Origin of the sequence: Sporosarcina ureae, assembly GCF_002109325.1 — a bacterium.
GTDB lineage: Bacteria > Bacillota > Bacilli > Bacillales_A > Planococcaceae > Sporosarcina > Sporosarcina ureae_C.
Map to the genome: position 1 here is coordinate 3074580 of NZ_CP015348.1, position 25510 is coordinate 3100089.

The following is a 25510-nucleotide window of genomic DNA, read 5'->3' on the forward strand; positions in this document are numbered from 1 at the left end:
ACATTGCCAGAAGGAACAAATTCTACAACAACTAATAGTACGATTACAGATTCCATGTATCTAGTCAATAAGCAACGTGATCAGCGGAAAACCGGACCCGATACAATGGGAAAAGACGCGTTCATGAAAATATTGATTGCACAGATGGCGAATCAAGATCCAACGAATCCGATGAAAGATACAGAATTTGTTGCACAGATGGCACAATTCTCTTCATTGGAACAAACGATGAACTTAGCGAATGCATTTGAAAAATTTGCAGCTTCACAAAATCAAAGTCAATTGATTCAATACAATAGCTTTGTTGGCAAAGAGATACGTTGGCATGAAGTCTCCGACAAAAAAGGTGAGGATGATAAGCCGATCATCAATGAAGGTACAGGGGTCATACAGTCCATTAAGTATATCGACGGCTCAGTAATCTTTACGATGGCAGGCGGCAAAGAGTTATCACCAGGAAACATTTCAGAAGTAATGGGAAATGGTTCTAGTTCAGGCTCTGGAGCAATTGGTCAACCGAATAATCTAGTACAAGCCAGTATGTTAATTGGCAAGACGGTAGGATATATGGAAGGCGAAGAAGAGCGTACAGGAAAAGTCATATCTGTTACGAATAAAGAAGGTAGTTTACATTATATATTGCAAGACGGTACGAAAATCGAAGGTAAGCAATTTACAACAATCAGTGAATAATTGAATGGAGCGATGTCATGAACAAGATCGATATCCATCGCATTCCATCGCCGCCACCCATACGCCAAGGACAGATACAAGCACAATCGAAGCAGTCATTTCTCGAACACTTACAGCACGCGACACAGCCAGAAAAACTAAAGATCAGTAAACATGCAAGCGACCGGCTGCAAGAACGGGGTATTCAAATGACCGACTCAGAATGGGCGCATATCTCACAAAAAGTAGACGAGGCGAAGAGGAAGGGAATCCGTGAATCACTCGTGTTGACTGATCAAGCTGCACTCATTGTTAGTGCAAAGAACTCAACCGTTATCACAGCGATGAACCGCATGGAAGCGAAGGACCAACTATTTACGAATATTGACGGCACGATACTACTCAGCTAAACAAGGCAGGACCTTAACAGGATGCCATTGCACCGCCGACTGATTGACGCGGTGCACTCCAAAACCGAGAGGGGAAACTACATTATGCTTCGTTCAATGTACTCAGGAATATCAGGATTAAAAAACTTTCAAACTAAATTGGATGTAATTGGTAACAACATTGCAAATGTCAATACGTATGGCTTTAAAAAAGGTAGAGTAGTTTTCAAAGATTTATATTCACAGCAAGTATCACTAGCTGGAGCACCAGTTGGCGAACGCGGGGGAGTCAACCCTAAACAAGTAGGTTTAGGTTCTCAATTGGGTGCGATAGATACTATTCATGCACCTGGATCTACTCAATTTACAGGTAACACCTTGGATTTAGCGATAGAAGGAGATGGTTTATTTATTGTAGGTACTCCTGCTACTAGTGGGCAGGGAGTTAAACCCATTACTGGTGGAGAGCAATTTTATACTAGAGCTGGTAACTTTTATTTAGATGCTGGTGCTACGGAAGGGGCTACAGAAGCGTCACTTGTAGATGGAGAAGGACGATACGTTTTAGACAATGAACTTCAAAAAATAACTGTACCATTAACTGCAACATCTTTATCAGTAAGCCAAAATGGTACTGTTTCGTATGTTGTTGCAGAAACTACACCTCCTACAACTGTAAAACTTCAACAAGTAATAGGTTTAGCAAAATTCAATAACCCTGGCGGATTGGAAAAGGTTGGCGGTAATTTGTATAAAGCAAGTGCCAATTCAGGTGATCCTTTAGTGGGAAATCCGATTGGTAAAGATGGACATGGTGCAGTTAAATCCGGCTCCCTAGAAATGTCCAACGTCGATCTATCCGAAGAATTCACAGAAATGATCGTTGCACAACGTGGTTTCCAAGCTAACACGCGAATCATCACGACATCAGACGAAATCTTGCAAGAACTAGTAAACTTGAAGCGATAACATAGCATAGTTTGAGAAGGAGGGTCGGGCCGGCCTTGGCCTGGCCCCTTACATATGATTAAAGTGACAAGACTAAATCGAACGACGTTTACGTTAAATGCATTGTATATAGAGAGAGTCGAGTCGTTTCCAGACACGACGATCACATTGACGACTGGGTCAAAGTATGTCGTTCTTGATTCAGCCGAAGAGGTAAATAGCCGAATCATTGAATTTTATCAAGCGGTCCAGCTGCTATCCAATCCGCATATCCGGGGTGATGAAGAAGATGAAGAATAAGTTGTTGACGATTTCATTGATCATTTTAGTGAGTATTACGTTGATCGGTGTCGTGGCGGTCGTTTTGATTATGAATTTTAATAAAGATAGTGATGGAGAAGAGAAAGCCCCATCGATTGATGAAATTATTGAATCGTCAGTGGATATGGAAGAGATCACCACGAATTTGTCAGGTCGTAATTTTGTCCGTGTGTCGTTAAAAATCCAAACAGATAGTAAAAAAGCGGCTGAAGAATTAACCAAACGTGATTTCCAAGTGAAGAATCTAGCCATTCAAGAATTGTCTGAAATGACCGCAAAAGATCTTGAAGGGAAAGTGGGCAAACAGCAATTTGAAGATACCATTAAAGCAAAGTTGAATGAGCTGATGCAAGATGGTGAAATACAGAAGGTGTATATTGTCTCTTATATCATCCAGTGACGGCTGGAATGACGTACTAGAGAAGTGTGCGCGATGGGAGGTGGGCTTATGTCGGGAGATGTACTGTCCCAAAATGAAATAGATGCGTTGCTGTCTGCTTTATCGACGGGTGAAATGTCAGCAGAAGAAATGAAAAAAGAAGAAGAAACAAGAAAAGTACGTGTCTATGACTTTAAGCGTGCACTTCGTTTCTCAAAAGATCAAATTCGAAGTTTGACTAGGATTCATGAAAATTTCGCCAGATTACTGACGACGTACTTTTCAGCCCAGCTGCGTACGTATGTACAGATCAATGTAATGTCGGTAGACCAAATTCCTTTTGAAGAGTTTATCAGCTCTATACCTAATATGACACTGATCAATATATTTGATGTGTCTCCTCTTGAAGGAAACATTTTAATGGAAGTCAATCCAAACGTAGCCTATTCCATGTTGGAGCGACTGATGGGCGGCTTTGGGTCAAGTTCAGGAAAAACAGATAATATGACTGAAATTGAAACGAAGATTTTAACGAATTTATTTGAACGTTCATTTGATAGCTTACGGGAAGCTTGGTCAGGACTGATTGAAATTGATCCATATTTGACCGAGATGGAAGTCAATCCGCAGTTTCTTCAAATGATTTCACCGAACGAAACCGTTATCGTTATTTCGTTCAATATAATGATTGGTGAATCTAGCGGCATGATCAACATTTGTATTCCCCATGTGGTGCTAGAACCAATTATTCCGAACTTGTCCGTGCAGTATTGGATGCAAACGAATAAAAAAGAACCTACCCCTGAACAAAGCATACAGTTGGAACGACGAATAAAAAATGCGATGCTGCCCGTAGTAGCAGACCTTGGAAAAGGCGAAATATCCATTCACGACTTCTTGCATTTACAGCTTGGGGATGTTATTTCATTGGATACTAGCATTGAGGAACCTCTGACGATACGGATAGGAGAAAAACCTAAATTCACTGCTCAGCCAGGAAAATTACGTAACCGTATGGCTGTTCAAATACTAGAAATACTGAATACGGGAGAGGATGAAGATGATGAGTGATAATATTCTCTCACAGGAAGAGATTGAAGCGTTATTGCGTGGTGAAACATTAGAGCCTGCGGAAACGACCGAACCTGCATCAGAAACTATCGACATTAACGATTACTTGACCGAAATGGAGCAAGACGCATTAGGTGAAGTCGGTAATATTTCATTCGGTAGTTCAGCAACAGCGTTGTCCGCTTTGCTTGGCCAAAAAGTAGAAATCACAACACCTAAACTTACATTAATCCAACGTGATAACTTGGAAGATGATTTCGTTCATCCATATGTTGCGATCAAAGTGGAATACACTGAAGGATTAAGCGGTGTTAATTTGCTTGTCATCAAACAAACGGATGCGGCCATTATCGCTGACTTAATGCTCGGCGGAGACGGCACAGCGCCAAATCAAGACTTAAGTGAAATTCATTTGAGTGCAGTTCAAGAAGCGATGAATCAAATGATGGGATCTTCAGCTACTTCAATGTCTACCATCTTTAATAAAAAAGTCGACATTTCACCACCCACTATTGATTTGTTGAATATTCAAATCGATCAAGGAACCGAATATATTCCTGCACATAATTTATTGATTCGCGTGTCATTCAATTTAAAAGTCGGTGATTTGATTGACTCTGACATAATGCAATTGTTCCCACTGGAGTTCGGTAAAAAGTTAGTGTCTTCCCTGATGGGGGATGAAGAAGCGGCTACTATGACAGAAGTACCGCCCACACCACAGACATCCCACTATTCAGAACCAGAGCCTATGTATGCACCAGAAGAGCCTGCACCCGTGCAACAACAAACAGCCTATCAAGCGCCACCTGTTCAACAACCAGCTGCACCGAGACAGACTCAAGCGCCTGTGCACGTTCAGCAAGCGGAGTTCGCTAGTTTCCAAGCACCATCTTTAAACAAGGAAGAATCAAATAATTTAAATTTACTACTTGATATACCACTCCAAGTAACAGTAGAATTAGGACGTACGAAGCGTTCTGTTAAAGAAATACTGGAAATGTCTGGAGGATCGATTATTGAACTAGATAAATTGGCAGGGGAGCCTGTTGATATATTAGTCAATAATCGCTATATAGCAAAAGGGGAAGTAGTAGTCATTGACGAAAACTTCGGAGTCCGCATTACGGATATTTTGAGTCAAATGGATCGGTTAAACAATTTACGATAGAAGATACTTGGAGGGAATATGAATGGGAAAACGAATTTTAGTAGTAGATGACGCAGCATTTATGCGCATGATGATCAAGGATATCTTAACGAAGAATAACTATGAAGTAGTTGGAGAGGCTGCAGACGGTGCACAAGCTGTCGAAAAGTATAATGAATTGAAGCCCGATCTAGTCACAATGGATATCACAATGCCTGAAATGGATGGAATTGCCGCATTGAAAGCAATTAAAGGTACACACCCATCTGCGACCATCATCATGTGTTCGGCAATGGGGCAGCAGGCAATGGTCATCGATGCAATCCAAGCTGGAGCAAAAGACTTTATCGTTAAACCATTCCAAGCGGACCGTGTTATTGAAGCGATCGACAAAGCATTGAGCTAAGTGCGTCTTATGAATGTAAAAAGAGTAGTCCAATATTTTATACTATTCCTTCTGTGTTTTACTATGACACCATTAGCGCTTGCAGATACGGATCCCGACATCAGCGTGTCAGATTGTATTGGAAAAGGTAAAGATTGTGAAGAAAAAGCACCGGTTGCTGAGAATGATGAAAAAAACATAACTGATAATGACCTGGACGAGCCGAAAGGTCTTACAGCAAAAGATTACATCCGGACTATTCTAGCTTTTATATTTGTAATAGGTTTGCTCGTGTGGTTGCTGCGATTCATGAATAAGCGCAATAGAAGCTTTGATCAAAATCGCCTCATGACGAATTTGGGCGGTGTTCCATTAGGGCAACATAAATCTATTCAACTAGTAAAAATGGGTAGTCATTATTTTGTGGTGGGTGTAGGGGAAAATGTTCAGCTACTAAGAGAAATAGATGATCCTGATGAAATTGCGGATTTGCTTGAACGTTATGATCAAGGCAATGAAGTTCAGAAGGGAATATTTTCACATTTGTATACTCGATTTTTCTCAAAGGCCGAGCAATCTCATGTAGAAGAATCCACTTTCAGTCAAGTGTTCTCAACCAAAATGGATGAAATCAAATCTGATCGTAGAGAACAGTTAAATCGGTTAAATCGGAAGGAGAGCGACCGCGATGGTTGATTTTCTGGAAACATTTTCCGACAGTGATCCGACCAACGTCTCTACTTCTATAAAGATGTTGTTGTTACTTACAGTCTTGTCACTCGCACCAGCGATTTTAATCCTTATGACTTCGTTTGCAAGGATTATTATCGTCTTGTCATTTGTACGAACGGCACTTGCTACACAGCAAATGCCTCCTAACCAAGTGCTAGTAGGTTTAGCTTTATTTCTAACATTCTTCATTATGTCACCTGTGTTATCTCAGGTGAATGAAGAAGCCTTGACTCCGCTGTTTGATGAAGAAATTAGCTTGGACGAGGCATACGAACGTGCCAGTATTCCGTTCAAAGAGTTTATGAGTCAACATACGAGACAGAAAGATTTGGAATTATTCATGCGATATAATCAAATGGAACGACCGGATACGATTGAAGATATTCCTTTGACGATGATGGTACCGGCATTTGCCCTTAGTGAGATTAAAACCGCATTTCAAATGGGCTTCATGATTTTCATTCCTTTTCTAGTCATCGATATGATTGTTGCCAGTGTGCTTATGTCCATGGGGATGATGATGCTTCCGCCTGTTATGATTTCATTGCCGTTCAAGATATTATTATTTGTTCTGGTAGACGGTTGGTATCTTATCATCCAGTCATTGCTGCAAAGCTTTTAGGGAGGAATTTGAATGACGAGTGAATTTGTTATTACCATTGCAGAACGGTCAGTTTGGGTTATTCTTCTCGCTTCAGGTCCTCTCTTAATAGTCGCTTTAATGACAGGACTTGCCGTGAGTATATTTCAGGCAACTACACAGATCCAGGAACAGACATTGGCATTCGTGCCTAAAATTGTAGCGGTAATGGTTGCTATTATATTTTTCGGACCTTGGATGTTATCGTATGTAACTAATTATGCGAGCGATATCTTTTCCAGTCTCTCCAGGTATGTCGGGTGATTGAATGAATGAAATCATTCCGTCTTTACCCGCATTTTTGCTTATTCTGACCCGTGTTACATCTTTCTTTGTGACACTGCCATTATTTTCATATAAAACCATTCCGGCCACGCAGCGTTTACTATTCGGAGCCATATTGGCGTGGATGATGTCTTACTCAATTACAATGCCGGAATTGGTGATTGATGGACAATACATATTACTTGTACTTAAAGAAGCGGTAGTCGGCTTGTCAATCGGCATTGCCGCTTTTATTATTATGTCGGCTATTCAAGTAGCTGGAGGATTCATCGACTTTCAGATGGGGTTTGCGATAGCGAACGTAATTGATCCTCAGACAGGTGCACAGTCGCCGCTGCTTGGACAATTTCTAAATTCGTTGGCGATGTTGTTATTACTTGTCGTGAATGGCCATCATATGTTGTTGGATGGAATATTTTACAGCTATGACTTTGTTCCAATTACAGCTATGTGGCCTCCTTTTGGTAGTCCTAATATGGCGGAATTCATTGTCTTGACGTTTGCGAAATCATTTGCGATTGCTTTCCAAATGGCAATTCCTGTCGTGGCGACATTATTTCTCGTCGATCTGGCTCTTGGAATATCAGCTCGTGCTGTACCCCAATTGAATATTTTTGTTGTAGGTTTCCCGATAAAAATTGGTGTCAGTTTCTTGGTGATCGTGACAATGGCGAGTGTATTCATAGTCGTCATGAAGAAAATGTTTGAGATTATGATTGTGACGATGAGAAATCTGATGATATTGCTCGGAGGTGGCTAACTTGTTACTGAGGCTGGATTTACAATTTTTCGCCGGTGAGAAGACGGAAAAAGCTACCCCGAAAAAAAGGGAAGATTCGCGTAAGAAAGGACAAGTACTAAAAAGTCAAGACGTAACGGCTGCAATCGTACTGTTCTCTATTTTCACATTTATGTTCTTTGCAGCAGGTTTTATGCGAGATAATTTCTTTGTGTTTTTCCGAGAATCGTTTACACACTTTATCCCTATCAAAACAATGGATGAAGAACAAGTCATGTTAGTATACATAAGTGTTATTAAACAAATGGCGATTATTTTGTTGCCGATTATGATCATTGCAGTTATTGCGAGTATTGCAGCGAATCTTTTGCAATTTGGTTTGTTATTTACTACAGAGACATTGAAATTTGATCTAAAGAAAATTGATCCTATAAAAGGATTAAAACGGATCTTTTCTATTCGGGCAATTGTAGAATTGCTAAAATCTATTTTAAAGATTTCTTTTATTGGTACGGTTACAACACTGATCGTATGGAGTAATCTTGGACAAGTGCTCGACTTAGCGTTTAAGACACCACAAGTAACTTTGGTGACTGTAGCAAAATTAGTCGGAATGATGGGGATCATCGCGTCACTAGTACTATTGTTCATTTCCATTTTAGACTTTCTGTATCAGAAATTTGACTATGAAAAAAATCTTAAAATGTCGAAACAAGATATTAAAGATGAAAGTAAAAACATGGACGGCGATCCGCTCATTAAATCTCGCATCAGACAACGTCAGCGGGAAATGGCGATGCGACGTATGATGCAGGAAATACCTGAAGCAGATGTAGTTATCACGAATCCGACTCACTTTGCGATTGCGTTAAAGTATGATGAAGATCAGATGGACTCGCCAATTGTTATTGCGAAAGGTGCAGATTTTGTCGCACAAAAGATTAAGATGATTGCAGCTGAACACGATATTGTCATGGTAGAAAATCGGCCTCTCGCACGTGCTATGTATGACGAGGTAGAAATTGGTGATCGGATACCTGAACAGTTTTTCAAAGCAATTGCGGAAATCTTAGCATATGTTTATCGGATTCAAAGAAAAATATAAGTGAAATTAGAAAGTAGGGGTGGCATGCAGTTTAAAGATATTGGAGTACTCGCAGCGGTTATTATGATCATTGCGATGCTTGTCATCCCCTTACCACCTTGGTTATTAAGTTTCTTGATTATTATAAATATCACGCTTGGTTTAATGGTTTTACTGACTGCGATGAATATGCAAGAAGCACTTCAGTTTTCTATCTTTCCATCACTCTTGCTACTCCTTACATTATTCCGGTTAGGCCTTAACGTTTCTACAACACGTGCGATTCTTTCAGAAGGTAATGCAGGTGGAGTAGTCGATACATTCGGTACGTTCGTTACCGGGGGAAATATAATTGTTGGACTTGTGGTATTTGTTATTTTAATTATTATTCAATTTATTGTTATAACGAAAGGTTCGGAGCGTGTATCTGAAGTTGCTGCACGTTTTACACTTGATGCGATGCCAGGTAAGCAAATGAGTATTGATGCTGATCTAAACGCAGGAATGATTTCTGATATAGAGGCACGCACACGTCGTGAAAAAGTTAGTAATGAAGCCGATTTCTATGGTGCGATGGATGGTGCGACAAAATTCGTCAAAGGAGATGCGATTGCCGGAATTATCATCGTCATGATCAACTTGTTGGTCGGTATGATTATCGGTGTTGTGCAGATGGGCTTACCGTTTGCAGAAGCGGCTCTTCAATTCTCTACATTAACTGTAGGTGATGGAATTGTTTCTCAAATCCCTGCACTGTTAATATCTACAGCGACGGGTATCGTAGTTACACGAGCTGCATCAGAAGGAAACTTAGGTACGGACATTACGAATCAATTATTAGGTCAACCTAAACTACTTTATGTTGCTGCCATTACGATCTTTTTACTAGGTCTTGCCACTCCTATCAATGACATACTGACAATTCCAATTGCAGGCGCATTGGCAACGGGTGCGTTCATGATGTCACGTAAAAAAAATGAAGATCCAGATGAATTATTGGAAATGGAAGAAGATGTAGAAACAGAAGGATTGAAGAGACCAGAAAATGTCGTGGATCTTTTGAATGTCGATCCAATTGAATTTGAATTTGGCTACGGACTAATTCCTCTCGTAGATGCAACACAAGGCGGAGATTTATTGGATCGTGTCGTAATGATTCGTCGTCAGTTGGCAATAGAACTTGGTCTTGTAATTCCAGTTGTTCGTATCCGAGATAATATTCAATTACAACCAAATGAATATCGAATCAAGATTAAAGGAAATGAAATGGCCAGGGGAGAGCTCTTGTTAGATCATTATCTAGCGATGAGTCCTGGTGGCGAAGATTTGATAGAAGGAATCGATACTGTTGAACCTTCATTCGGATTGCCGGCAAAATGGATTACCGAAGAAGCGAAAGAGGAAGCGGAGATCATGGGCTACACAGTTGTGGATCCGCCAAGTGTTGTATCAACACACTTGACAGAAGTCATTCGTGCTAACGCATCCGACTTACTAGGACGTCAGGAAACGAAGCAACTTGTGGATCACGTTCATGAGACGTATCCGATTTTGGTTGATGAACTGACACCTACTCCACTATCGATTGGTGAGATTCAAAAAGTACTTGCTAAATTATTAAATGAACAAGTTTCTGTTCGTAATCTACCTATTATTTTCGAGACACTTGCAGACTATTCAAAGTATACTTCCGATGTCGATGTGCTGACAGAATATGCAAGACAATCATTAGCGCGTCAGATTACGGGGCAATACGTAGTAGGAAATGAAGCGTTAAAAGTTTTAACGGTATCCGGAAAAGTGGAGAAACTCATTGCGGATAGCATCCAACAGACTGATCAAGGGAACTTCTTGTCCATTGATCCATCACAATCTCAAATGATTTTGGAACGGATTGCGCAGGAAGTTGAACGGGTAGCTATGCTCGACCAGTCCCCTGTAATCTTATGTTCACCTGCAATTCGAATGTACTTGCGGCAAATCACAGAACGGTATTTTCCACAGATACCTATACTGTCCTATAATGAATTGGAAGCATCAGTGGAAGTTCAAAGTGTAGGGGTGGTGGATATTTAATGAAAATGAAAAAGTATACAGCACCTACTATGGTCGAAGCGATGGCGAAAGTACGTGAAGATTTTGGAGACGACGCCGTCATCCTTAGTTCAAATGTCACAAAAACAAAAGGTTTTCTTGGTCTATTTCGTAAACGTTCAGTAGAAGTAGTTGCAAGCTATGATAAAACGAATGATCAACGTGCCTATGAATCACAGGTTCGTACTATACAACCTGTTGCACAACCCGAGTCGGTTGAGCGTATGCAGAGGGAAATGCGAGAAATCAAACAAATGCTGAAAGACATTAAGCAAGTAGATCATACATTAGGAAAATATCCTGATGAACTTCTTCCAGTGTTGAAGAGATTGCAAGTGCAAGGTTTAGCAAATGAACATATTATGGAAATCGGCAATTTGGTATTCGATCGTATGAAACAAGATAAGACGGACTTTACAGAAGACCAGCAAATCGAATTGATTCGAAGCTGGTTCTGGGATCAACTTCACAATATGCCGTTTGGTGGAATCTCTTATCAGAAGAAGTTTATTAATGTACTAGGTCCTACAGGTGTCGGGAAAACAACAACGATTGCCAAAATTGCAGCACGTGCATTATTAGAAGAAAAAAAGAAAGTGGGTTTCATCACAACGGATACGTACCGTATTGCGGCAATTGAACAATTACGAACATATGCTAATTTACTTCAGGCACCAGTTGAAATTGCTTATAACGAAGAAGATTTCCGTACTGCAATTGAAAAATTGAAAGATCTAGATCTTATATTTATTGATACAGCGGGACGAAATTATAAAGAAGCAAAATTTGTTGATGATTTAACAAAACTTATAGATTTTTCATTAGAAATGGAAACGTTTCTTGTGTTATCCACGACTTCAAAGGAACAGGATATGGATACTATCATCAGACAATTTGATAAATTTCCGATCAATAAATTTATATTCACGAAAACAGATGAAACAAATTCTGTAGGCTCGATTATTAACTTAATGATGAAATATGGTATAGGCATGGCATACTTCACAGATGGACAAGAGGTACCTGAGGATTTGACAGAAGCCAGTTTTGAAAAAGTGATAAATCTTCTGTTAGAAGGTGAACCACATGCATGATCAGGCGGAAGCACTTAGACTAAAAATGATCAGAAATCAAAGACCTGTAGCTCGCTCAATTGCCATCATCAGTGGTAAAGGTGGAGTAGGCAAGTCGAACTTTACTGCGAATTTTTCTTATGCTTTAGTAGCAAAGGGCAAGAAAGTTTTAATTGTGGATATGGATATTGGAATGGGAAATATTCATATATTATTTGGCGCTACTCCTACTTATCATTTAAAAGATTACTTGACTGACATCCAAAGATTAGAAGATGTCGTGACACCGATTGAAGAAAACTTGGCATTTATTGCAGGAGGTTCTGGACTGGAAACAGTCGTTGAATGGTCGGATACGATGTTTAATCGATTGATTGAAGCGTTCTCTATTTTACAGATGGAGTATGATGTTATTTTATTCGATATGGGTGCAGGAGCTACGAAGAGTTCTATCGATTTAATATTGGCGATGGACGAGATAATTTTAATTGCGACACCTGAGCCAACGTCGATTACGGATGCTTATTCGATGATAAAATTCATCTGTTTACAAGATGCGAATAAAACCATCCGCATAGTCAGTAATCGTGTACTGAAGGAGCAAGATGGTCGGGATTCCGTCGCACGTCTTCAATTAGCTATGCGAAGATTTTTATCTGTCGAAACCAGTATTTTAGGATTCTTGCCTGATGATATACATGTACGTAATGCGGTGATTGCACAGTCACCTTTCGTTAAGTTATACCCCGATGCAAAAGTCAGCAAGCGTATGCTGGCCATCACTGATACATTTATGCATGGCGATAAGCCTAGCACTTCTATTGAAACCTCTGGATTCATAGATAAAATCAAAGGTATATTTCAGAAGGGGCGTGTGTGATTTGATTACTGGAAAGAAAAGGCGAGTTCTAGTTGTTGACGACTCAGCTTTTATGCGGAAGTTAATTTCCGATATGTTGAATAAACACCCCTTGATGGAAGTCATCGGCATCGCTAGGAATGGCAAGGATGCAGTGGAAAAGGTACGTGACCTTCATCCCGATGTCATTACAATGGATATTGAAATGCCTATGATGAATGGGCTAGAAGCTTTAAAGCTTATTATGGATCAAATGCCGATCCCTGTAGTGATATTATCGAGTACGACAAAACATAATACGGAAAATGCCGTACTCGCTATAGAATACGGGGCAGTGGATGTTATAGCAAAACCTGGTGGCGCTATTTCGTTAAATCTTCACGAAATAGAAAAAGAGATTGTGGAGAAAGTATTTGCCGCTTCAAATGTGGGGATTCAGACGTTAACAAGAAAAATTACCCCGCCACAAAAAAGGTATACAGCACCGCCAACTAGAATGAATACAGCGAGTGATAGTAGAATCATTCCATCGGTACCGGTACAAACTGTAAGTTTTTCTAAAAATATTACACTTATTGCCCAAACGTTTGTTATAATAGGTACATCGACTGGGGGTCCAAGAGCCTTACAAGAAGTTATAACTAGGTTTCCTGCAGAATTTCCCTATCCAATTCTTATTGTTCAGCATATGCCGCCCGGCTTCACAAAGTCATTAGCCGAACGACTTAATGGCTTAAGTGAAATCGCAGTTAAAGAAGCTGAACATGGAGAGCTAATCGAAAATGGAACAGCCTATATTGCACCAGGGGGGTTACATTTGAAGTTCGAGAAATCCAGAACAGGTTATCAAATCGTATTGGATGGAAACGAAGCGCCTCGTTCTGGACACCGCCCAGCAGTAAATGTGTTATTAGAATCAGCGGCCACACATAAAGAATTGAAATTTGTAACAGCTATCATGACAGGCATGGGGTCTGATGGAAAAGAAGGCATGGAACTTTTACGTGCGTCATGCAAAACGATTACCATAGCGGAATCCCAGAAAACTTCCGTTGTGTATGGAATGCCCAAAGCCATAATAGATGCGGGTCTGAGTGATGAAGTAAAAGACGTGCAAGAGATCGCCAATGCCATAATGGGAAATTTGAAGTAACTAGGGGGCTTTGCAATGGATGTAAGTCAGTATTTGGACATGTTCATCGAAGAAAGTAAAGAACACTTACAAGCTTGTAGTGAGCAACTACTCGCGTTAGAGAATGATCCGGATGATCTGGCAATTGTCAATGAAGTCTTTAGAGCGGCACATACGCTTAAAGGAATGTCAGCGACAATGGGATATGAAGATATCGCAGATTTAACGCACAAGATGGAGAACGTTCTAGATGCAATTCGAAATTCAAAGATCAGTGTCACAACTGAAATACTAGACGTTGTATTTGAAGCGGTGGATGATCTTGAACTAATGGTACAAGACATTGAATCTGGTGGAGATGGAAAAAAAGACGTCAGCAAATTAGTTGATACGCTAAATCGAATTGAAGCAGGCCAACCGCTTGATTTGGTCGAGGATTCTGTATCAGCGACTACTGAGGAAGCACCAATTGAAGTGGTCACTTCTACAGGGGTTCAATATGATGAATTTGAGTTGACGGTTATTTCTCAATCTGCAGAGCAAGGTTTTAATGCACTAGAGATTACGGTTACATTACGTGAAGACTGCTTGTTAAAAGTGGCACGCGTATTCATGACGTTTGAGATTTTAGAAAAATCAGGCGAAGTTATAAAAACCGTTCCTACAGTAGAACAATTGGAAAATGAAGATTTCGATCAGAAATTTACGATTGTGTTATTGACACAGGAGGACGCTGAAGACCTAAAAGCAAAAGTAATGAAAGTTTCTGAAATAGAAGACGTGAAAATCACACATATTACAGATGAATATGTGCAAAAATATAAGCAAGCTGCGATAATTGAAAATGAAGCGCCTCCAGAAGTGATTGAAACGACAATAGTGCCAGTTGCTAATGTTACGCCAACAGAAAAAGTGTCAAAAGAAGCTATTAAAACTAAAAAGTCTGCGTCTTCAAACTCCAATAAAACTATACGGGTAAATATTGATCGACTCGATATTTTGATGAACTTATTTGAAGAACTGGTCATCGATCGCGGACGTCTTCAATCGATCGCGAGTGAATTGCATAACCCGGAATTGAATGAATCCGTTGAGAGAATGACACGTGTATCAGGAGACTTGCAGAATATTATATTGAATATGCGAATGGTGCCTGTGGAAACTGTCTTCAATCGATTCCCTAAAATGGTGCGTCAATTGGCACGGGATCTCAATAAGAAAATCGATTTGGAGATTGTGGGAGCTGAAACAGAACTAGACCGCACTGTAATCGATGAAATAGGGGATCCACTTGTTCACTTAATTAGAAATGCTTTAGATCACGGTATTGAAATGCCTGAAGAACGTATCGCGAAAGGTAAGCCAGAAGTTGGGACTGTAACATTGCGTGCCTACCATTCGGGTAACCATGTATTCATTGAGCTTGAAGATGATGGAGCTGGTGTAAACCGTGAGCGTGTAGTAGGTAAAGCAGTTGAAAAAGGAATTATCAGTCCGGAAGCGGCAGATTCATTAACAAATAAGCAAGTGGCCGAGTTGATTTTAGCTTCAGGATTTTCAACTGCAGCTTCCATAACTGACGTCTCAGGTCGTGGTGTGGGTCTAGACGTAGTTAAAAATACAATTGAATCTCTTGGTGGACACATATCTATCGATTCGACAGAAGGAAAAGGTTCGTTATTCCAGGTGCAGTTACCTCTTACTCTTTCTATTATTTCTGTCATGTTAGTAGAGTTGGATCAAGAAATATATGCAATCCCATTGTCTTCTATTATTGAGACTGCCATTATTCAGAAGTCTGATATTTTAAATGCGCATAATCAACCGGTCATTGACTTCCGTGGGACTATTGTGCCGTTAGTAGACTTGAAAGATATATTTGAAATGAAGAATAGAAGTAATGAAGAAGATGAGTTCCAGTCTATCGTAATTGTTCGTAAAGGTGAAAGTTTAGCTGGTTTAGTCGTAGATTCATTTATTGGTCAACAAGAAATCGTCTTAAAATCACTCGGAGAATACTTGCAGAGTGTCTTTGCGATCTCAGGTGCTACGATTCTAGGAAATGGTCAAGTCGCATTAATTGTTGACTGTAATGCATTGATTAAATAATCGAGGTGATGACATGACAAATACAGTAGAAGTAAGTGATATGAAAGTAATCGTCTTCCAATTGATGAATAAAGAATATGCGATTGGTATTGATGTGGTGGAATCGATTGAGAAATCTTTATCCATTACACGCGTTCCCCGTATGCCTTCTTATGTCAAAGGAGTGTTAAATTTACGTGGTGTAGTAACGCCTGTAGTAGACTTGCGTGAACGTTTTGATATGGAGACTAAAGAGTTTGATGAGACAAGTTGTATTATAATTGTGTCGCATGCAGATTCTGAGGTCGGATTAATTGTAGATGATGCGAATGATGTGATGGATGTGCCGACAAGTGCAATAGGGCCTCAACCCGAAGTAGTGGGATCTGTGGAGTCCGAATTCATTTCAGGAGTAGCAAAAGTCGATAAGAGATTATTGGTCATGTTGAATCTAGATAAAGTTTTGCAGCCGATTAAGAAGGCGAATGCAGATGAATTCTGAAAATGAAATTACAGAAATGCATTTGGATGTCTTAAAGGAAATCGGTAATATTGGAGCAGCGCATGCAGCAACGTCACTATCTCAGCTTTTAGGTCAGAAGATTGATATGCGCGTACCTAATGTTGAACTAGTTACATTTGATGAAATGTTTAATCTGGCAGGCGGTAGTGAAAAAGTGGTTGCTGGCATCTTTTTACGCATAGAAGGCGATTTGACAGGGACGATGTTTTTTGTGCTGACTATTGAATCTGCTACACAATTTATCCGCAAACTAACTGGTGATACGAGCTTTACTTTTACTGATGCAGAGGATTTGGGAATGGGTGCATCTGCGCTTCAGGAACTGGGAAATATCTTATCAGGTTCCTATCTATCATCGCTTTCTGATTTCACATCATTAAATATTTATCCAACTGTACCCTCATTAAGTATTGACATGGTGGGTGCCATTGTCAGCTTCGGCCTGATCGAAGTATCTCAGTATAGTGATGAAGTAATCGTCATTGAGACGGAAATATTGCAAGAAGGTGAACATGGAATGTCTAGTCTGGCTGGACACTTCTTCTTATTACCCGACCCGCCGTCTTACCGTACGATATTCAGTTCGCTAGGAGTCTTGTAGATGGCAGCTATCCAAACAGTAGTACGCGTAGGGATTGCAGATATGAATATCGTGAAATCCCCTCACACGATTCGCACATCAGGACTGGGTTCATGTGTAGGTGTAATACTGTATGATTCTTCAAAGAAAATAGCAGGTATGGTACATGTTATGTTGCCTGACAGCGAGTTAGGTAAATCGACAAAACTAAATGTAGCGAAATTCGCTGACACGGGTATTCATGCTTTGTTAGAATTATTAAAATCAGAAGGGGTCAGACCTTTCAGTATTAAAGCAAAAATTGCGGGTGGCGCACAAATGTTTCAATTCGGTTCGAATGATACAATTCGTATCGGCCCGCGCAATGTAGAAGCTGTTAAAAAGGAATTGAAGAGATATTCAATCCCAATTGTTGCAGAGGATACGGGTGGCTCGAGTGGACGTACAATTGAATTTGATCCTGATACAGGTATCCTACATGTTCGTACCGTCAATGCCGGAACACAGGAAATTTAACAGTAAGAGCAAAGGCGGCTAATGCATTAGTCGCCTTTATCTATTGGCATTTGTTATACTTATACATAAGAGATAAGATCGGTAGAAGAAACCTCACAGGAAAGGCGTGAATTCGATGGCAAATCAAGATGTAACTGAACGACATCAGTGGAAGTTATGGATCGAAGACCGTGATCCTGATGCAGGTGATACGCTAGTTCGAATGTATACACCTCTTGTGAATTATCACGTTCAACGAATCAGCGCTGGGTTGCCGAAAAATGTATCGCGTGATGAAATTAAATCACTTGGTTATCAAGGCCTTTTCGACGCATTAACAAAATTTGATCCTTCACGTGATTTGAAATTTGACACATATGCATCTTTTCGTATCCGAGGTACCATTATAGATGGACTACGAAAGGAAGATTGGTTGTCACGCTCTTCACGAGAAAAAACAAAAAAGATGGATGAAGAAATCAGTAAGCTTGAACAGTCCTACCTGCGAACGGTAACACCTGAGGAAGTAGCGGATCATTTAGGCATGACAACCGATCAAGTCTATCAAACTGTGCATGAACAGTATTTTGCAAATGTATTATCGATCGATGAAAAAATGAACGAAGACGATGATCACGATCAGACTTTCGTGTTGCAAGATGAACAAACGAAAACGCCTGAACAACAAGCTGTAAAAAGCGAATTGATAGGGGATTTGGTTACGAAAATTAAAGAACTGAATGAAAATGAACAATTGGTGCTCAGTCTTTTTTATCAAGAAGACATGACGTTGACGGAAATCGGAGAGATATTAAGCTTATCTACATCTAGAATCTCGCAAATACATTCAAAAGCGCTGTTTAAATTACGGTCGTTACTAGCCGCTGAAATTACAGATGGAGGGATTTTATGAGTTTGAAAGCGATTGAACTTCAAATTGCTATACCCAAAACATTTGAAGCGGGAAAGATTGCGGAGCAAAAACAACAGCAGTCTCAACTTGCTCAGGACAGTGCGAATATGCAAACAGAAAAGCAGGCACTAAAAAATCAGGAAACCGTTTTGGAATCCGATCCGTATGCAAAGTTGGAAGCAGATGATGGGCAACCCAAAGAAGGATCTCCACAACAAGAAAAAAAAGAGAAAGAGCAACAACAAGCCAAGCACCCGTTTAAAGGTTCGTTCGTTGATTACAGTGGGTAATGAGTATGGGGATTTTATTAGCTATTTTATTCATCTTACAAATCGTAGGTTTTATGGTAATGACATTGCTGTACTTGAGAATTTCTAAGTTCAATGATCTGGAGAAAAAGCAACAACAACTTATGAAAGAGATGGATCAATCGGTGTTAGCTTATCTATCAGAGATCAAGGAAGAAAATGATCGTTTGATCCATCAATTGAATCAACGGACGGAAGACAATGTGAACCCTTTATCAAATACAGCAACGCCTGAGTATTCAATAGATGAAGAAGCTGAAACGCCCGAGTCGATACCAAAGCCGAAGCCTCATCCGGTTCCTGTCCATTTCGCTTTACGATCTTACCAGAAAACGGTGGAGAACGAAAGGAACGAAAAAGAAACGCAAAAAGAGCCACAAGCTAGACCACTCGATGACAGGGAGAAAGCAAAACAGCTATATGCTGAAGGGAAATCCATTTCAGATATTGCAAGAGAGCTAAAAAAAGGTAAGACTGAAATCGAATTATTATTAAAGTTTGGCTAAAGTTAAATGCAAAGGTTGCAAAGAACGTAGAATTGTGTTATTTTTGTAGATGGTATTACTACACACGCGTGCGGATGAATGAGTTGGTGCCATTGTGGTCACTTATTCGCTAGAAGTACGCGGAGGATAAAAACCAATAGGAGGAATTAAACATGTCAGTAATCTCAATGAAACAATTGCTAGAAGCTGGTGTACATTTCGGACACCAAACACGTCGTTGGAACCCAAAAATGAAGAAATTTATCTTCGTGGAGCGTAACGGCATTTACATCATCGACCTTCAAAAAACGGTCAAAAAATTAGAGGAAGCTTACAACTTCATGCGCCAAGTCGGTGCTGATGGTGGTAAAGTTCTTTTCGTAGGTACGAAGAAACAAGCACAAGAAGCAATCAAAGAAGAAGCAGAACGTGCTGGAATGTACTACATCAACCAACGTTGGTTGGGTGGAACATTAACTAACTTCGGAACTATTCAAAAGCGTGTAGCGCGTATGAAAGCTATTGAGAAAATGGAAGAGGATGGCACGTTTGACGTACTTCCTAAAAAAGAAGTTTCTCAATTAAATAAAGAGCACGAACGTCTTGTGAAATTCCTAGGCGGTATCCGTGACATGAAAGGCTTACCAGATGTAATCTTTATTGTAGATCCACGTAAAGAGCGTATTGCGGTAGCTGAAGCAATCAAATTGCATATTCCACTTGTTGGAATCGTTGATACTAACTGTGATCCGGACGAAATCGATTATGTCATCCCTGCGAACGACGATGCAATCCGTGCAGTTCGTCTACTAACAAGTAAAATGGCAGATGCTTTGATTGAATCCCGTCAAGGTGAAGATGAAGAAGTAGCTGAAACAGCGAACGAAACAGCAACTGTTTCTGCAGACTGAAATTAGTAAATGACGAGACGATAGGTGGCTTACCCCTTATCGTCTCTTTTTAAAGTAATAAGCGACTTCAGATTATATATAATAGGAGGAATTTTCAAAATGGCAACAATTACAGCTCAAATGGTTAAAGAACTTCGTGAAAAAACAGGCGCAGGTATGATGGACTGCAAAAAAGCTCTAACTCAAGTAGACGGTGATATGGCAGCGGCAATGGACTTCATGCGTGAAAAAGGTCTTTCAAGCGCAGCTAAGAAAGCAGATCGCATTGCAGCTGAAGGAGTTGCAAACATTCTAGTTCAAGGTAACGAAGCAGTAATCCTTGAAGTGAATGCGGAGACAGACTTCGTAGCGAAAAACGAAGGCTTCCAAACACTTGTTAAAGAAATTTCTGAGTTCTTGATTGCTACTAAACCAGCTTCAGTTGAAGAAGCAAACTCTGCGAAATTGGATAACGGCTTGACTGTATCTGAACACATTTCAAACGCAGTGGCTAAAATTGGAGAGAAAATCACTCTTCGTCGTTTTGAAATCCGTACGAAAACAGATCAAGATGCTTTCGGACCATACCTACACATGGGTGGACGTATCGCAGTGTTGACTGTTCTTGAAGGTTCAACAGATTCAGATGCAGCGAAAGATGTAGCAATGCATATCGCAGCAATGAACCCGAAATACATCTCACGTGATGAAGTATCTGCTGATGAAGTAGAAAAAGAGCGTAACGTATTGACTGAGCAAGCTCTAAACGAAGGTAAGCCAGAAAATATCGTAGCGAAAATGGTAGAAGGACGTCTTGGAAAGTACTTTGAAGAAATCTGTGTCCTAGACCAGGCTTTCGTTAAAAACTCTGACCAAAAAGTTCGTGATTTCGTTAAAACTACTGGTGGAACATTAGTAGAATTTATTCGTTATGAAGTAGGCGAAGGCATCGAGAAGCGTGAAGACAACTTTGCTGACGAAGTAATGAGTCAAGTTAAAGGTAACTAAGTATAATACAATCTTACAGAGGGGCACATCCATTATGTGTTCCTCTTTTTTGAGAATAAGAAATTGCAGGAGGGCCAACATGAGTATTCCAAAATATAAGCGTATCGTGTTAAAATTAAGTGGTGAAGCATTAGCTGGTGAGCAAGGTTACGGACTATCTCCGGAAGTTGTGAAATCGGTCGCAAACCAAGTTAAAGAAGTAGTAGAGCTTGGTGTAGAAGTAGCAGTAGTAGTAGGCGGCGGAAACATTTGGCGCGGGAAAGTCGGAAGCGAAATGGGAATGGACCGTACAACAGCTGACTATATGGGAATGCTTGCAACGGTCATGAACTCTCTTGCACTTCAAGACGCTCTTGAAAAGTTAGGACCAGAAACACGGGTTATGTCGTCTATTGACATGAGACAAGTAGCTGAACCCTACATACGCCGAAAAGCTATCCGTCATTTAGAGAAAAAACGTGTCGTAATATTTGCGGCAGGAACAGGTAACCCTTATTTCTCCACAGATACAACAGCTGCATTACGTGCTGCTGAAATCGAAGCGGATGTTATTTTAATGGCGAAGAACAATGTGGACGGGGTGTATACAGCCGATCCAATGAAAGACTCATCTGCTACGAAATACTTGGAACTTTCTTATCTTGAAGTTATTAGTCAAGGTCTTGAAGTAATGGATTCGACTGCTTCTACACTATGTATGGACAACGATATCCCACTTGTAGTATTCTCAATCATGGAAAATGGCAACATCAAAAAAGCTGTACTCGGTGATAAAATCGGGACAGTCGTTAGGAGGAACAAGCAATGACTAAAGAAATAATGGATCAGACGAGAGAACGTATGGATAAAGCACATAGCGCCTATTCAAGACAATTGGCTTCTATCCGTGCTGGAAGAGCTAATGCAAGCCTATTAGACAGAATTTCAGTGATTTATTATGGTGCACCTACACCATTAAATCAAATGGCGGGAATTTCTGTTCCTGAGCCACGATTGCTAGTAGTTCAACCATATGATAAAACAACAATCGGTGAAATCGAAAAAGCGATTATGAAATCGGATATCGGTATCACACCGTCCAACGATGGTTCAGTAATTCGTCTAGCGGTACCTGCTCTTACAGAAGAACGCCGTAAAGATTTAGTTAAAGATGTAAAGCGTGAAGCGGAAGATGCAAAAGTAGCGATTCGTAATGTTCGTCGCGACAGCAATGAAGATTTGAAAAAGCTTGAAAAAGATGCAGAAATTACTGAAGATGAGTTACGCCGTTTTACTGAACAAGTACAAAAGATGACAGATGAATTTATCGAAAAGATTGATCAAACAGCAAAAGATAAAGAAAACGAAATCTTGGAAATTTGAGTACAGAACTTTCTATAAGGAGGAGCGTCCTACTTTTAGGACGCTCTTTTCTTTCTTTTGCATGCTATTTACCATGCAATTTGGTAGGATAGTCAGTAGGAGTATCCGAATAGAGCCAAGTGGGGGAACGCTATGCTTAGAAAACTAATGCGAAAAAAAACGGCAGATATTCAGTTGCTGGATGAACGGATTGACGCTGTTAAAAATAGACAGATTCCTAACCATGTGGCAATTATCATGGATGGAAACGGAAGATGGGCAAAGCAACGTAAAATGCCGCGAATTGCCGGCCACCATGAAGGAATGAAAACGGTTCGTCAAATCACCAATTTCGCAAATGCCATGGGTGTGAAGGCCCTCACTCTCTACGCATTTTCGACCGAAAATTGGAAACGACCGAAAATCGAAATTGACTTTTTGATGAATCTTCCTGGTGAATTCCTTAATACGTATTTACCCGAATTAATGGAAAAGGGTATCAAGGTGGAAATGATAGGCAATATGGATGCACTTCCAAGTCATACAGAAAAAGCAATTAAGAAAGCAATAGAGCAAACGAAAGATAACAAAGGCTTAGTATTGAACTTTGCGATGAATTATGGAAGTAGAGTCGAGCTAGTTCATGCTATGAAAGAATTGGCAGAAGAAGTGGCTGCTGGAACATTAAGAGTGGATGAAATTAATGAAGATTCAATTGAATCTAAGCTGATGACTGCACATCTACCGGAGCCAGATTTACTGATTCGCACAAGTGGTGAAGTGCGATTATCCAATTTCATGCTGTGGCAATTAGCGTATGCAGAATTCATCTTCACCGATGTACTATGGCCTGATTACGATGAAGAATGCTTTTTACAAGCGATAGAAGATTTCCAAAATAGAGATCGGCGCTTTGGAAGCTTGGAAGGAGATCAGAAAAGATGAAGCAAAGAATCATCACAGCCATTGTAGCACTCGCATTTTTCGTACCTTTGATTATCATCGGTGGATTACCGTTTATTATTATGATCTTTGCAATATCTACGATTGGTTTATATGAACTACTACGTATGCGGAATATGTCCATCTTTTCAATAGGTGGATTTATCTCTTGGTTACTTTTACTCGTCATTTTACTTCCTTCAAGATGGACGGGACAGGTAGAAGGTTTTCTGCGGTTAGGGAAACTAGAAATGATCTATGTACTGATATTATTATTATTAGTCTATACTGTAGTCATGAAAAACAAGTGGACATTTGAGGACATTGCATTCAGTGCGATTGGCGCATTATATGTCGGCATCGGTTTTTACTATTTAATTGAAACGCGTTTATTTGGTTTAGAATACATAGGCTATGCGTTACTTATTATTTGGTCAACAGATTCTGGTGCATATTTTGTTGGTCGGAAAATAGGGAAACGAAAACTTTGGCCTGAAATATCACCTAACAAAACCATCGAAGGATTTGTCGGAGGTATTATTTGTGCGGTAGCAATTACTTTGATTTATAATATGTTCTATCCTATCTCTACATCGTATGTATCATTCATTATTATTACAATAGTGGCATCGGTTGTAGGTCAAATGGGAGACTTAGTTGAATCTGCACTGAAACGTTTCTATAACGTAAAAGATTCAGGGAAGTTGTTGCCTGGACATGGCGGTATTATGGACAGATTTGACAGCTTACTGTTTGTACTCCCATTGCTTCATTTTGTTCAATTCATAGGATAATGGAAAGGAAGTTCATAATATGAAGAAAATCAATTTGCTTGGTGCGACTGGTTCTATCGGTACTCAAACATTAAGCATTATTGCAGCTCATCCTGATCGCTTTGAATTAACAGCAATGTCGGCAGGAAGAAATATTCAAAAAGTAAGTGAAATCATTGCACAGTTTCATCCTAAGTTAGTTTCTGTATTGGAAGAAGCAGACGCAGTACGCTTACAAAATGAGTTTCCTGAAGTTCAATTCGTTCATGGTGATGAAGGACTTATTGAAGCAGCGATTGGGATGGAAGCCGATGTCTTGCTGAACTCAGTTATCGGTAGTGTAGGACTTAGACCGACGCTTGCTGCAATTAAAGCAGGTATGACAATTGCTATTGCTAATAAGGAAACATTAGTGGCGGCTGGGGACTTAGTTGTAGAAGCAGCTAAGCACCATAACGTACCGCTTGTTCCGGTAGATAGTGAACACTCTGCTTTATTCCAATCGCTGAATGGGGAAAATCCGAAGCGAATTACCAATTTGATTTTAACGGCCTCCGGTGGAAGCTTTAGGGACTATACTCGGGATCAACTTCAACACGTCACAGTGGAACAAGCGCTTGCGCATCCTAACTGGTCAATGGGCAATAAGTTGACAATCGATTCGGCAACCATGATGAATAAAGGGCTTGAGGTGATTGAAGCACATCATTTATTTGCGATGCCTTATGATCAAATTGAATGTTTACTACATAAAGAAAGTATTATCCACTCTATGGTGGAGTTTGAAGATACAAGCGTTATGGCACAACTGGGGTCTCCTGATATGCGTGTTCCAATTCAGTATGCACTTACGTATCCGGATCGTATTCCGATGGCTGATGCCAAACGTCTTCGTCTTGATGAAATTGGGAAATTACACTTTCAAAAAATGGATTATGAACGATTTAAAGCCTTGTCTCTTGCATATGATGCAGGTAGGGAAGGAGGCACTATGCCTACAGCGATGAACGCGGCCAATGAAGTGGCGGTTCAACTGTTTATGGAAGGACATATTTCCTTCATGCAAATTGAAGATATTATTGAAAGAATGATGGATCAGCATCAAACTATTCAAAATCCTGATTTGGAAGAAATTTTAGAGACAGATCGCAATACGAGAAAAAAAGTCTATGGTATAGTTAAGTATCAAGATTAATTTCAGGCTGACACAG

General features: G+C 40.1%; 31 protein-coding genes. All 31 read left to right on the top strand.

The window, feature by feature from the left end:
- Positions 1-3: 3 nt before the first annotated feature.
- The 31 genes from flgD (at position 4) to dxr (ending at position 25494) form a co-directional block, all read left to right on the top strand.
- A complete protein-coding gene (gene flgD, locus SporoP32a_RS15050) occupies positions 4-693 on the top strand; it encodes a flagellar hook assembly protein FlgD (RefSeq protein WP_085428644.1) in 690 nt (229 codons plus the stop codon).
- 17 nt (positions 694-710) lie between these two features.
- Positions 711-1082, top strand: coding sequence for a TIGR02530 family flagellar biosynthesis protein (locus SporoP32a_RS15055; RefSeq protein WP_085428645.1), 372 nt, complete (start codon positions 711-713; stop codon positions 1080-1082).
- 84 nt (positions 1083-1166) lie between these two features.
- Complete coding sequence (flgG, locus tag SporoP32a_RS15060; protein ID WP_085428646.1) at positions 1167-2030, top strand: flagellar basal body rod protein FlgG; 864 nt, start codon at positions 1167-1169, stop codon at positions 2028-2030.
- A 54-nt stretch (positions 2031-2084) separates the two neighbouring features.
- Entirely contained in the window at positions 2085-2309 is a 225-nt protein-coding gene (locus SporoP32a_RS15065) for a flagellar FlbD family protein (protein ID WP_085428647.1), read from the top strand.
- Positions 2299-2730, top strand: coding sequence for a flagellar basal body-associated protein FliL (fliL, locus tag SporoP32a_RS15070; protein WP_085428648.1), 432 nt, complete (start codon positions 2299-2301; stop codon positions 2728-2730). Before SporoP32a_RS15065 ends, fliL begins: the two co-directional genes overlap by 11 nt.
- A 48-nt stretch (positions 2731-2778) precedes the next feature.
- The gene (gene fliM, locus SporoP32a_RS15075) at positions 2779-3780 is read left to right on the top strand and encodes a flagellar motor switch protein FliM (RefSeq protein WP_085428649.1); all 1002 of its coding nucleotides are present in this window, start codon (positions 2779-2781) and stop codon (positions 3778-3780) included.
- Positions 3773-4951 (top strand): flagellar motor switch phosphatase FliY, encoded by a 1179-nt coding sequence (fliY, locus tag SporoP32a_RS15080; RefSeq protein ID WP_085429109.1) that lies wholly within the window; start codon positions 3773-3775, stop codon positions 4949-4951. The genes fliM and fliY overlap by 8 nt, the downstream gene beginning before the upstream one ends.
- Positions 4952-4973: 22 nt before the next feature.
- Entirely contained in the window at positions 4974-5336 is a 363-nt protein-coding gene (locus SporoP32a_RS15085) for a response regulator (RefSeq protein ID WP_085428650.1), read from the top strand.
- Between the two features lie 63 nt (positions 5337-5399).
- Positions 5400-6011 carry a flagellar biosynthetic protein FliO gene (locus SporoP32a_RS15090; RefSeq protein ID WP_198166183.1) on the top strand — a complete coding sequence of 204 codons (612 nt, stop codon included), beginning with the start codon at positions 5400-5402 and terminating at the stop codon, positions 6009-6011.
- Positions 6004-6669: a flagellar type III secretion system pore protein FliP gene (fliP, locus tag SporoP32a_RS15095; protein ID WP_085428652.1), complete on the top strand. Its 666-nt coding sequence runs from the start codon at positions 6004-6006 to the stop codon at positions 6667-6669. Before SporoP32a_RS15090 ends, fliP begins: the two co-directional genes overlap by 8 nt.
- A gap of 12 nt (positions 6670-6681) precedes the next feature.
- Positions 6682-6951 (top strand): flagellar biosynthesis protein FliQ, encoded by a 270-nt coding sequence (fliQ, locus tag SporoP32a_RS15100; protein WP_085428653.1) that lies wholly within the window; start codon positions 6682-6684, stop codon positions 6949-6951.
- Between the two features lie 4 nt (positions 6952-6955).
- Positions 6956-7732, top strand: a complete 777-nt coding sequence (fliR, locus tag SporoP32a_RS15105; protein WP_085428654.1) for a flagellar biosynthetic protein FliR — start codon at positions 6956-6958, stop codon at positions 7730-7732.
- A complete protein-coding gene (gene flhB / locus SporoP32a_RS15110) occupies positions 7725-8816 on the top strand; it encodes a flagellar biosynthesis protein FlhB (protein WP_085428655.1) in 1092 nt (363 codons plus the stop codon). Before fliR ends, flhB begins: the two co-directional genes overlap by 8 nt.
- A gap of 24 nt (positions 8817-8840) precedes the next feature.
- A complete protein-coding gene (flhA, locus tag SporoP32a_RS15115; protein WP_085428656.1) occupies positions 8841-10871 on the top strand; it encodes a flagellar biosynthesis protein FlhA in 2031 nt (676 codons plus the stop codon).
- Positions 10871-11983, top strand: a complete 1113-nt coding sequence (gene flhF, locus SporoP32a_RS15120; protein ID WP_085428657.1) for a flagellar biosynthesis GTPase FlhF — start codon at positions 10871-10873, stop codon at positions 11981-11983. The genes flhA and flhF overlap by 1 nt, the downstream gene beginning before the upstream one ends.
- 25 nt (positions 11984-12008) lie before the next feature.
- Positions 12009-12842, top strand: a complete 834-nt coding sequence (locus tag SporoP32a_RS15125) for a MinD/ParA family protein (RefSeq protein WP_232319550.1) — start codon at positions 12009-12011, stop codon at positions 12840-12842.
- 52 nt (positions 12843-12894) lie between these two features.
- Entirely contained in the window at positions 12895-13974 is a 1080-nt protein-coding gene (locus tag SporoP32a_RS15130) for a protein-glutamate methylesterase/protein-glutamine glutaminase (protein WP_232319551.1), read from the top strand.
- 15 nt (positions 13975-13989) lie between these two features.
- Complete coding sequence (locus SporoP32a_RS15135; RefSeq protein WP_085428660.1) at positions 13990-16062, top strand: chemotaxis protein CheA; 2073 nt, start codon at positions 13990-13992, stop codon at positions 16060-16062.
- A 13-nt stretch (positions 16063-16075) separates the two neighbouring features.
- Positions 16076-16543, top strand: a complete 468-nt coding sequence (locus SporoP32a_RS15140) for a chemotaxis protein CheW (RefSeq protein WP_085428661.1) — start codon at positions 16076-16078, stop codon at positions 16541-16543.
- Positions 16533-17165, top strand: a complete 633-nt coding sequence (locus tag SporoP32a_RS15145; protein ID WP_085428662.1) for a chemotaxis protein CheC — start codon at positions 16533-16535, stop codon at positions 17163-17165. Before SporoP32a_RS15140 ends, SporoP32a_RS15145 begins: the two co-directional genes overlap by 11 nt.
- Complete coding sequence (locus SporoP32a_RS15150) at positions 17166-17660, top strand: chemotaxis protein CheD (RefSeq protein ID WP_085428663.1); 495 nt, start codon at positions 17166-17168, stop codon at positions 17658-17660.
- A 115-nt stretch (positions 17661-17775) separates the two neighbouring features.
- The gene (locus SporoP32a_RS15155; RefSeq protein WP_085428664.1) at positions 17776-18552 is read left to right on the top strand and encodes a FliA/WhiG family RNA polymerase sigma factor; all 777 of its coding nucleotides are present in this window, start codon (positions 17776-17778) and stop codon (positions 18550-18552) included.
- A complete protein-coding gene (locus SporoP32a_RS15160) occupies positions 18549-18842 on the top strand; it encodes a hypothetical protein (protein ID WP_085428665.1) in 294 nt (97 codons plus the stop codon). Before SporoP32a_RS15155 ends, SporoP32a_RS15160 begins: the two co-directional genes overlap by 4 nt.
- Positions 18843-18847: 5 nt before the next feature.
- A complete protein-coding gene (locus SporoP32a_RS15165) occupies positions 18848-19366 on the top strand; it encodes a helix-turn-helix domain-containing protein (protein ID WP_085428666.1) in 519 nt (172 codons plus the stop codon).
- 152 nt (positions 19367-19518) lie between these two features.
- Positions 19519-20256, top strand: coding sequence for a 30S ribosomal protein S2 (gene rpsB, locus SporoP32a_RS15170; RefSeq protein WP_085428667.1), 738 nt, complete (start codon positions 19519-19521; stop codon positions 20254-20256).
- Positions 20257-20355: 99 nt separating this feature from the next.
- The gene (gene tsf / locus SporoP32a_RS15175; RefSeq protein ID WP_085428668.1) at positions 20356-21243 is read left to right on the top strand and encodes a translation elongation factor Ts; all 888 of its coding nucleotides are present in this window, start codon (positions 20356-20358) and stop codon (positions 21241-21243) included.
- Positions 21244-21322: 79 nt separating this feature from the next.
- Entirely contained in the window at positions 21323-22051 is a 729-nt protein-coding gene (pyrH, locus tag SporoP32a_RS15180; protein WP_085428669.1) for a UMP kinase, read from the top strand.
- The gene (frr, locus tag SporoP32a_RS15185; RefSeq protein WP_085428670.1) at positions 22048-22605 is read left to right on the top strand and encodes a ribosome recycling factor; all 558 of its coding nucleotides are present in this window, start codon (positions 22048-22050) and stop codon (positions 22603-22605) included. Before pyrH ends, frr begins: the two co-directional genes overlap by 4 nt.
- Before the next feature lie 132 nt (positions 22606-22737).
- Entirely contained in the window at positions 22738-23529 is a 792-nt protein-coding gene (locus SporoP32a_RS15190) for an undecaprenyl pyrophosphate synthase (protein ID WP_085428671.1), read from the top strand.
- Positions 23526-24320 (top strand): phosphatidate cytidylyltransferase, encoded by a 795-nt coding sequence (locus SporoP32a_RS15195; protein ID WP_085428672.1) that lies wholly within the window; start codon positions 23526-23528, stop codon positions 24318-24320. Before SporoP32a_RS15190 ends, SporoP32a_RS15195 begins: the two co-directional genes overlap by 4 nt.
- Before the next feature lie 19 nt (positions 24321-24339).
- Positions 24340-25494 (top strand): 1-deoxy-D-xylulose-5-phosphate reductoisomerase, encoded by a 1155-nt coding sequence (dxr, locus tag SporoP32a_RS15200; RefSeq protein ID WP_085428673.1) that lies wholly within the window; start codon positions 24340-24342, stop codon positions 25492-25494.
- Positions 25495-25510 lie beyond the last annotated feature (16 nt).

Excerpts from the sequence above, each read along its gene's own strand:
- SporoP32a_RS15055 (WP_085428645.1), top strand. The coding sequence starts at position 711 with ATGAACAAGATCGATATCCATCGCATTCCATCGCCGCCACCCATACGC.
- flgG (WP_085428646.1), top strand. The coding sequence starts at position 1,167 with ATGCTTCGTTCAATGTACTCAGGAATATCAGGATTAAAAAACTTTCAA.
- SporoP32a_RS15065 (WP_085428647.1), top strand. The coding sequence starts at position 2,085 with ATGATTAAAGTGACAAGACTAAATCGAACGACGTTTACGTTAAATGCA.
- fliL (WP_085428648.1), top strand. The coding sequence starts at position 2,299 with ATGAAGAATAAGTTGTTGACGATTTCATTGATCATTTTAGTGAGTATT.
- fliM (WP_085428649.1), top strand. The coding sequence starts at position 2,779 with ATGTCGGGAGATGTACTGTCCCAAAATGAAATAGATGCGTTGCTGTCT.
- fliY (WP_085429109.1), top strand. The coding sequence starts at position 3,773 with ATGAGTGATAATATTCTCTCACAGGAAGAGATTGAAGCGTTATTGCGT.
- SporoP32a_RS15085 (WP_085428650.1), top strand. The coding sequence starts at position 4,974 with ATGGGAAAACGAATTTTAGTAGTAGATGACGCAGCATTTATGCGCATG.
- SporoP32a_RS15090 (WP_198166183.1), top strand. The coding sequence starts at position 5,400 with ATGACACCATTAGCGCTTGCAGATACGGATCCCGACATCAGCGTGTCA.
- fliP (WP_085428652.1), top strand. The coding sequence starts at position 6,004 with ATGGTTGATTTTCTGGAAACATTTTCCGACAGTGATCCGACCAACGTC.
- fliQ (WP_085428653.1), top strand. The coding sequence starts at position 6,682 with ATGACGAGTGAATTTGTTATTACCATTGCAGAACGGTCAGTTTGGGTT.
- fliR (WP_085428654.1), top strand. The coding sequence starts at position 6,956 with ATGAATGAAATCATTCCGTCTTTACCCGCATTTTTGCTTATTCTGACC.
- flhA (WP_085428656.1), top strand. The coding sequence starts at position 8,841 with ATGCAGTTTAAAGATATTGGAGTACTCGCAGCGGTTATTATGATCATT.
- flhF (WP_085428657.1), top strand. The coding sequence starts at position 10,871 with ATGAAAATGAAAAAGTATACAGCACCTACTATGGTCGAAGCGATGGCG.
- SporoP32a_RS15125 (WP_232319550.1), top strand. The coding sequence starts at position 12,009 with ATGATCAGAAATCAAAGACCTGTAGCTCGCTCAATTGCCATCATCAGT.
- SporoP32a_RS15130 (WP_232319551.1), top strand. The coding sequence starts at position 12,895 with ATGCGGAAGTTAATTTCCGATATGTTGAATAAACACCCCTTGATGGAA.
- SporoP32a_RS15135 (WP_085428660.1), top strand. The coding sequence starts at position 13,990 with ATGGATGTAAGTCAGTATTTGGACATGTTCATCGAAGAAAGTAAAGAA.
- SporoP32a_RS15140 (WP_085428661.1), top strand. The coding sequence starts at position 16,076 with ATGACAAATACAGTAGAAGTAAGTGATATGAAAGTAATCGTCTTCCAA.
- SporoP32a_RS15145 (WP_085428662.1), top strand. The coding sequence starts at position 16,533 with ATGAATTCTGAAAATGAAATTACAGAAATGCATTTGGATGTCTTAAAG.
- SporoP32a_RS15150 (WP_085428663.1), top strand. The coding sequence starts at position 17,166 with ATGGCAGCTATCCAAACAGTAGTACGCGTAGGGATTGCAGATATGAAT.
- SporoP32a_RS15155 (WP_085428664.1), top strand. The coding sequence starts at position 17,776 with ATGGCAAATCAAGATGTAACTGAACGACATCAGTGGAAGTTATGGATC.
- SporoP32a_RS15160 (WP_085428665.1), top strand. The coding sequence starts at position 18,549 with ATGAGTTTGAAAGCGATTGAACTTCAAATTGCTATACCCAAAACATTT.
- SporoP32a_RS15165 (WP_085428666.1), top strand. The coding sequence starts at position 18,848 with ATGGGGATTTTATTAGCTATTTTATTCATCTTACAAATCGTAGGTTTT.
- rpsB (WP_085428667.1), top strand. The coding sequence starts at position 19,519 with ATGTCAGTAATCTCAATGAAACAATTGCTAGAAGCTGGTGTACATTTC.
- tsf (WP_085428668.1), top strand. The coding sequence starts at position 20,356 with ATGGCAACAATTACAGCTCAAATGGTTAAAGAACTTCGTGAAAAAACA.
- pyrH (WP_085428669.1), top strand. The coding sequence starts at position 21,323 with ATGAGTATTCCAAAATATAAGCGTATCGTGTTAAAATTAAGTGGTGAA.
- frr (WP_085428670.1), top strand. The coding sequence starts at position 22,048 with ATGACTAAAGAAATAATGGATCAGACGAGAGAACGTATGGATAAAGCA.
- SporoP32a_RS15190 (WP_085428671.1), top strand. The coding sequence starts at position 22,738 with ATGCTTAGAAAACTAATGCGAAAAAAAACGGCAGATATTCAGTTGCTG.
- SporoP32a_RS15195 (WP_085428672.1), top strand. The coding sequence starts at position 23,526 with ATGAAGCAAAGAATCATCACAGCCATTGTAGCACTCGCATTTTTCGTA.
- dxr (WP_085428673.1), top strand. The coding sequence starts at position 24,340 with ATGAAGAAAATCAATTTGCTTGGTGCGACTGGTTCTATCGGTACTCAA.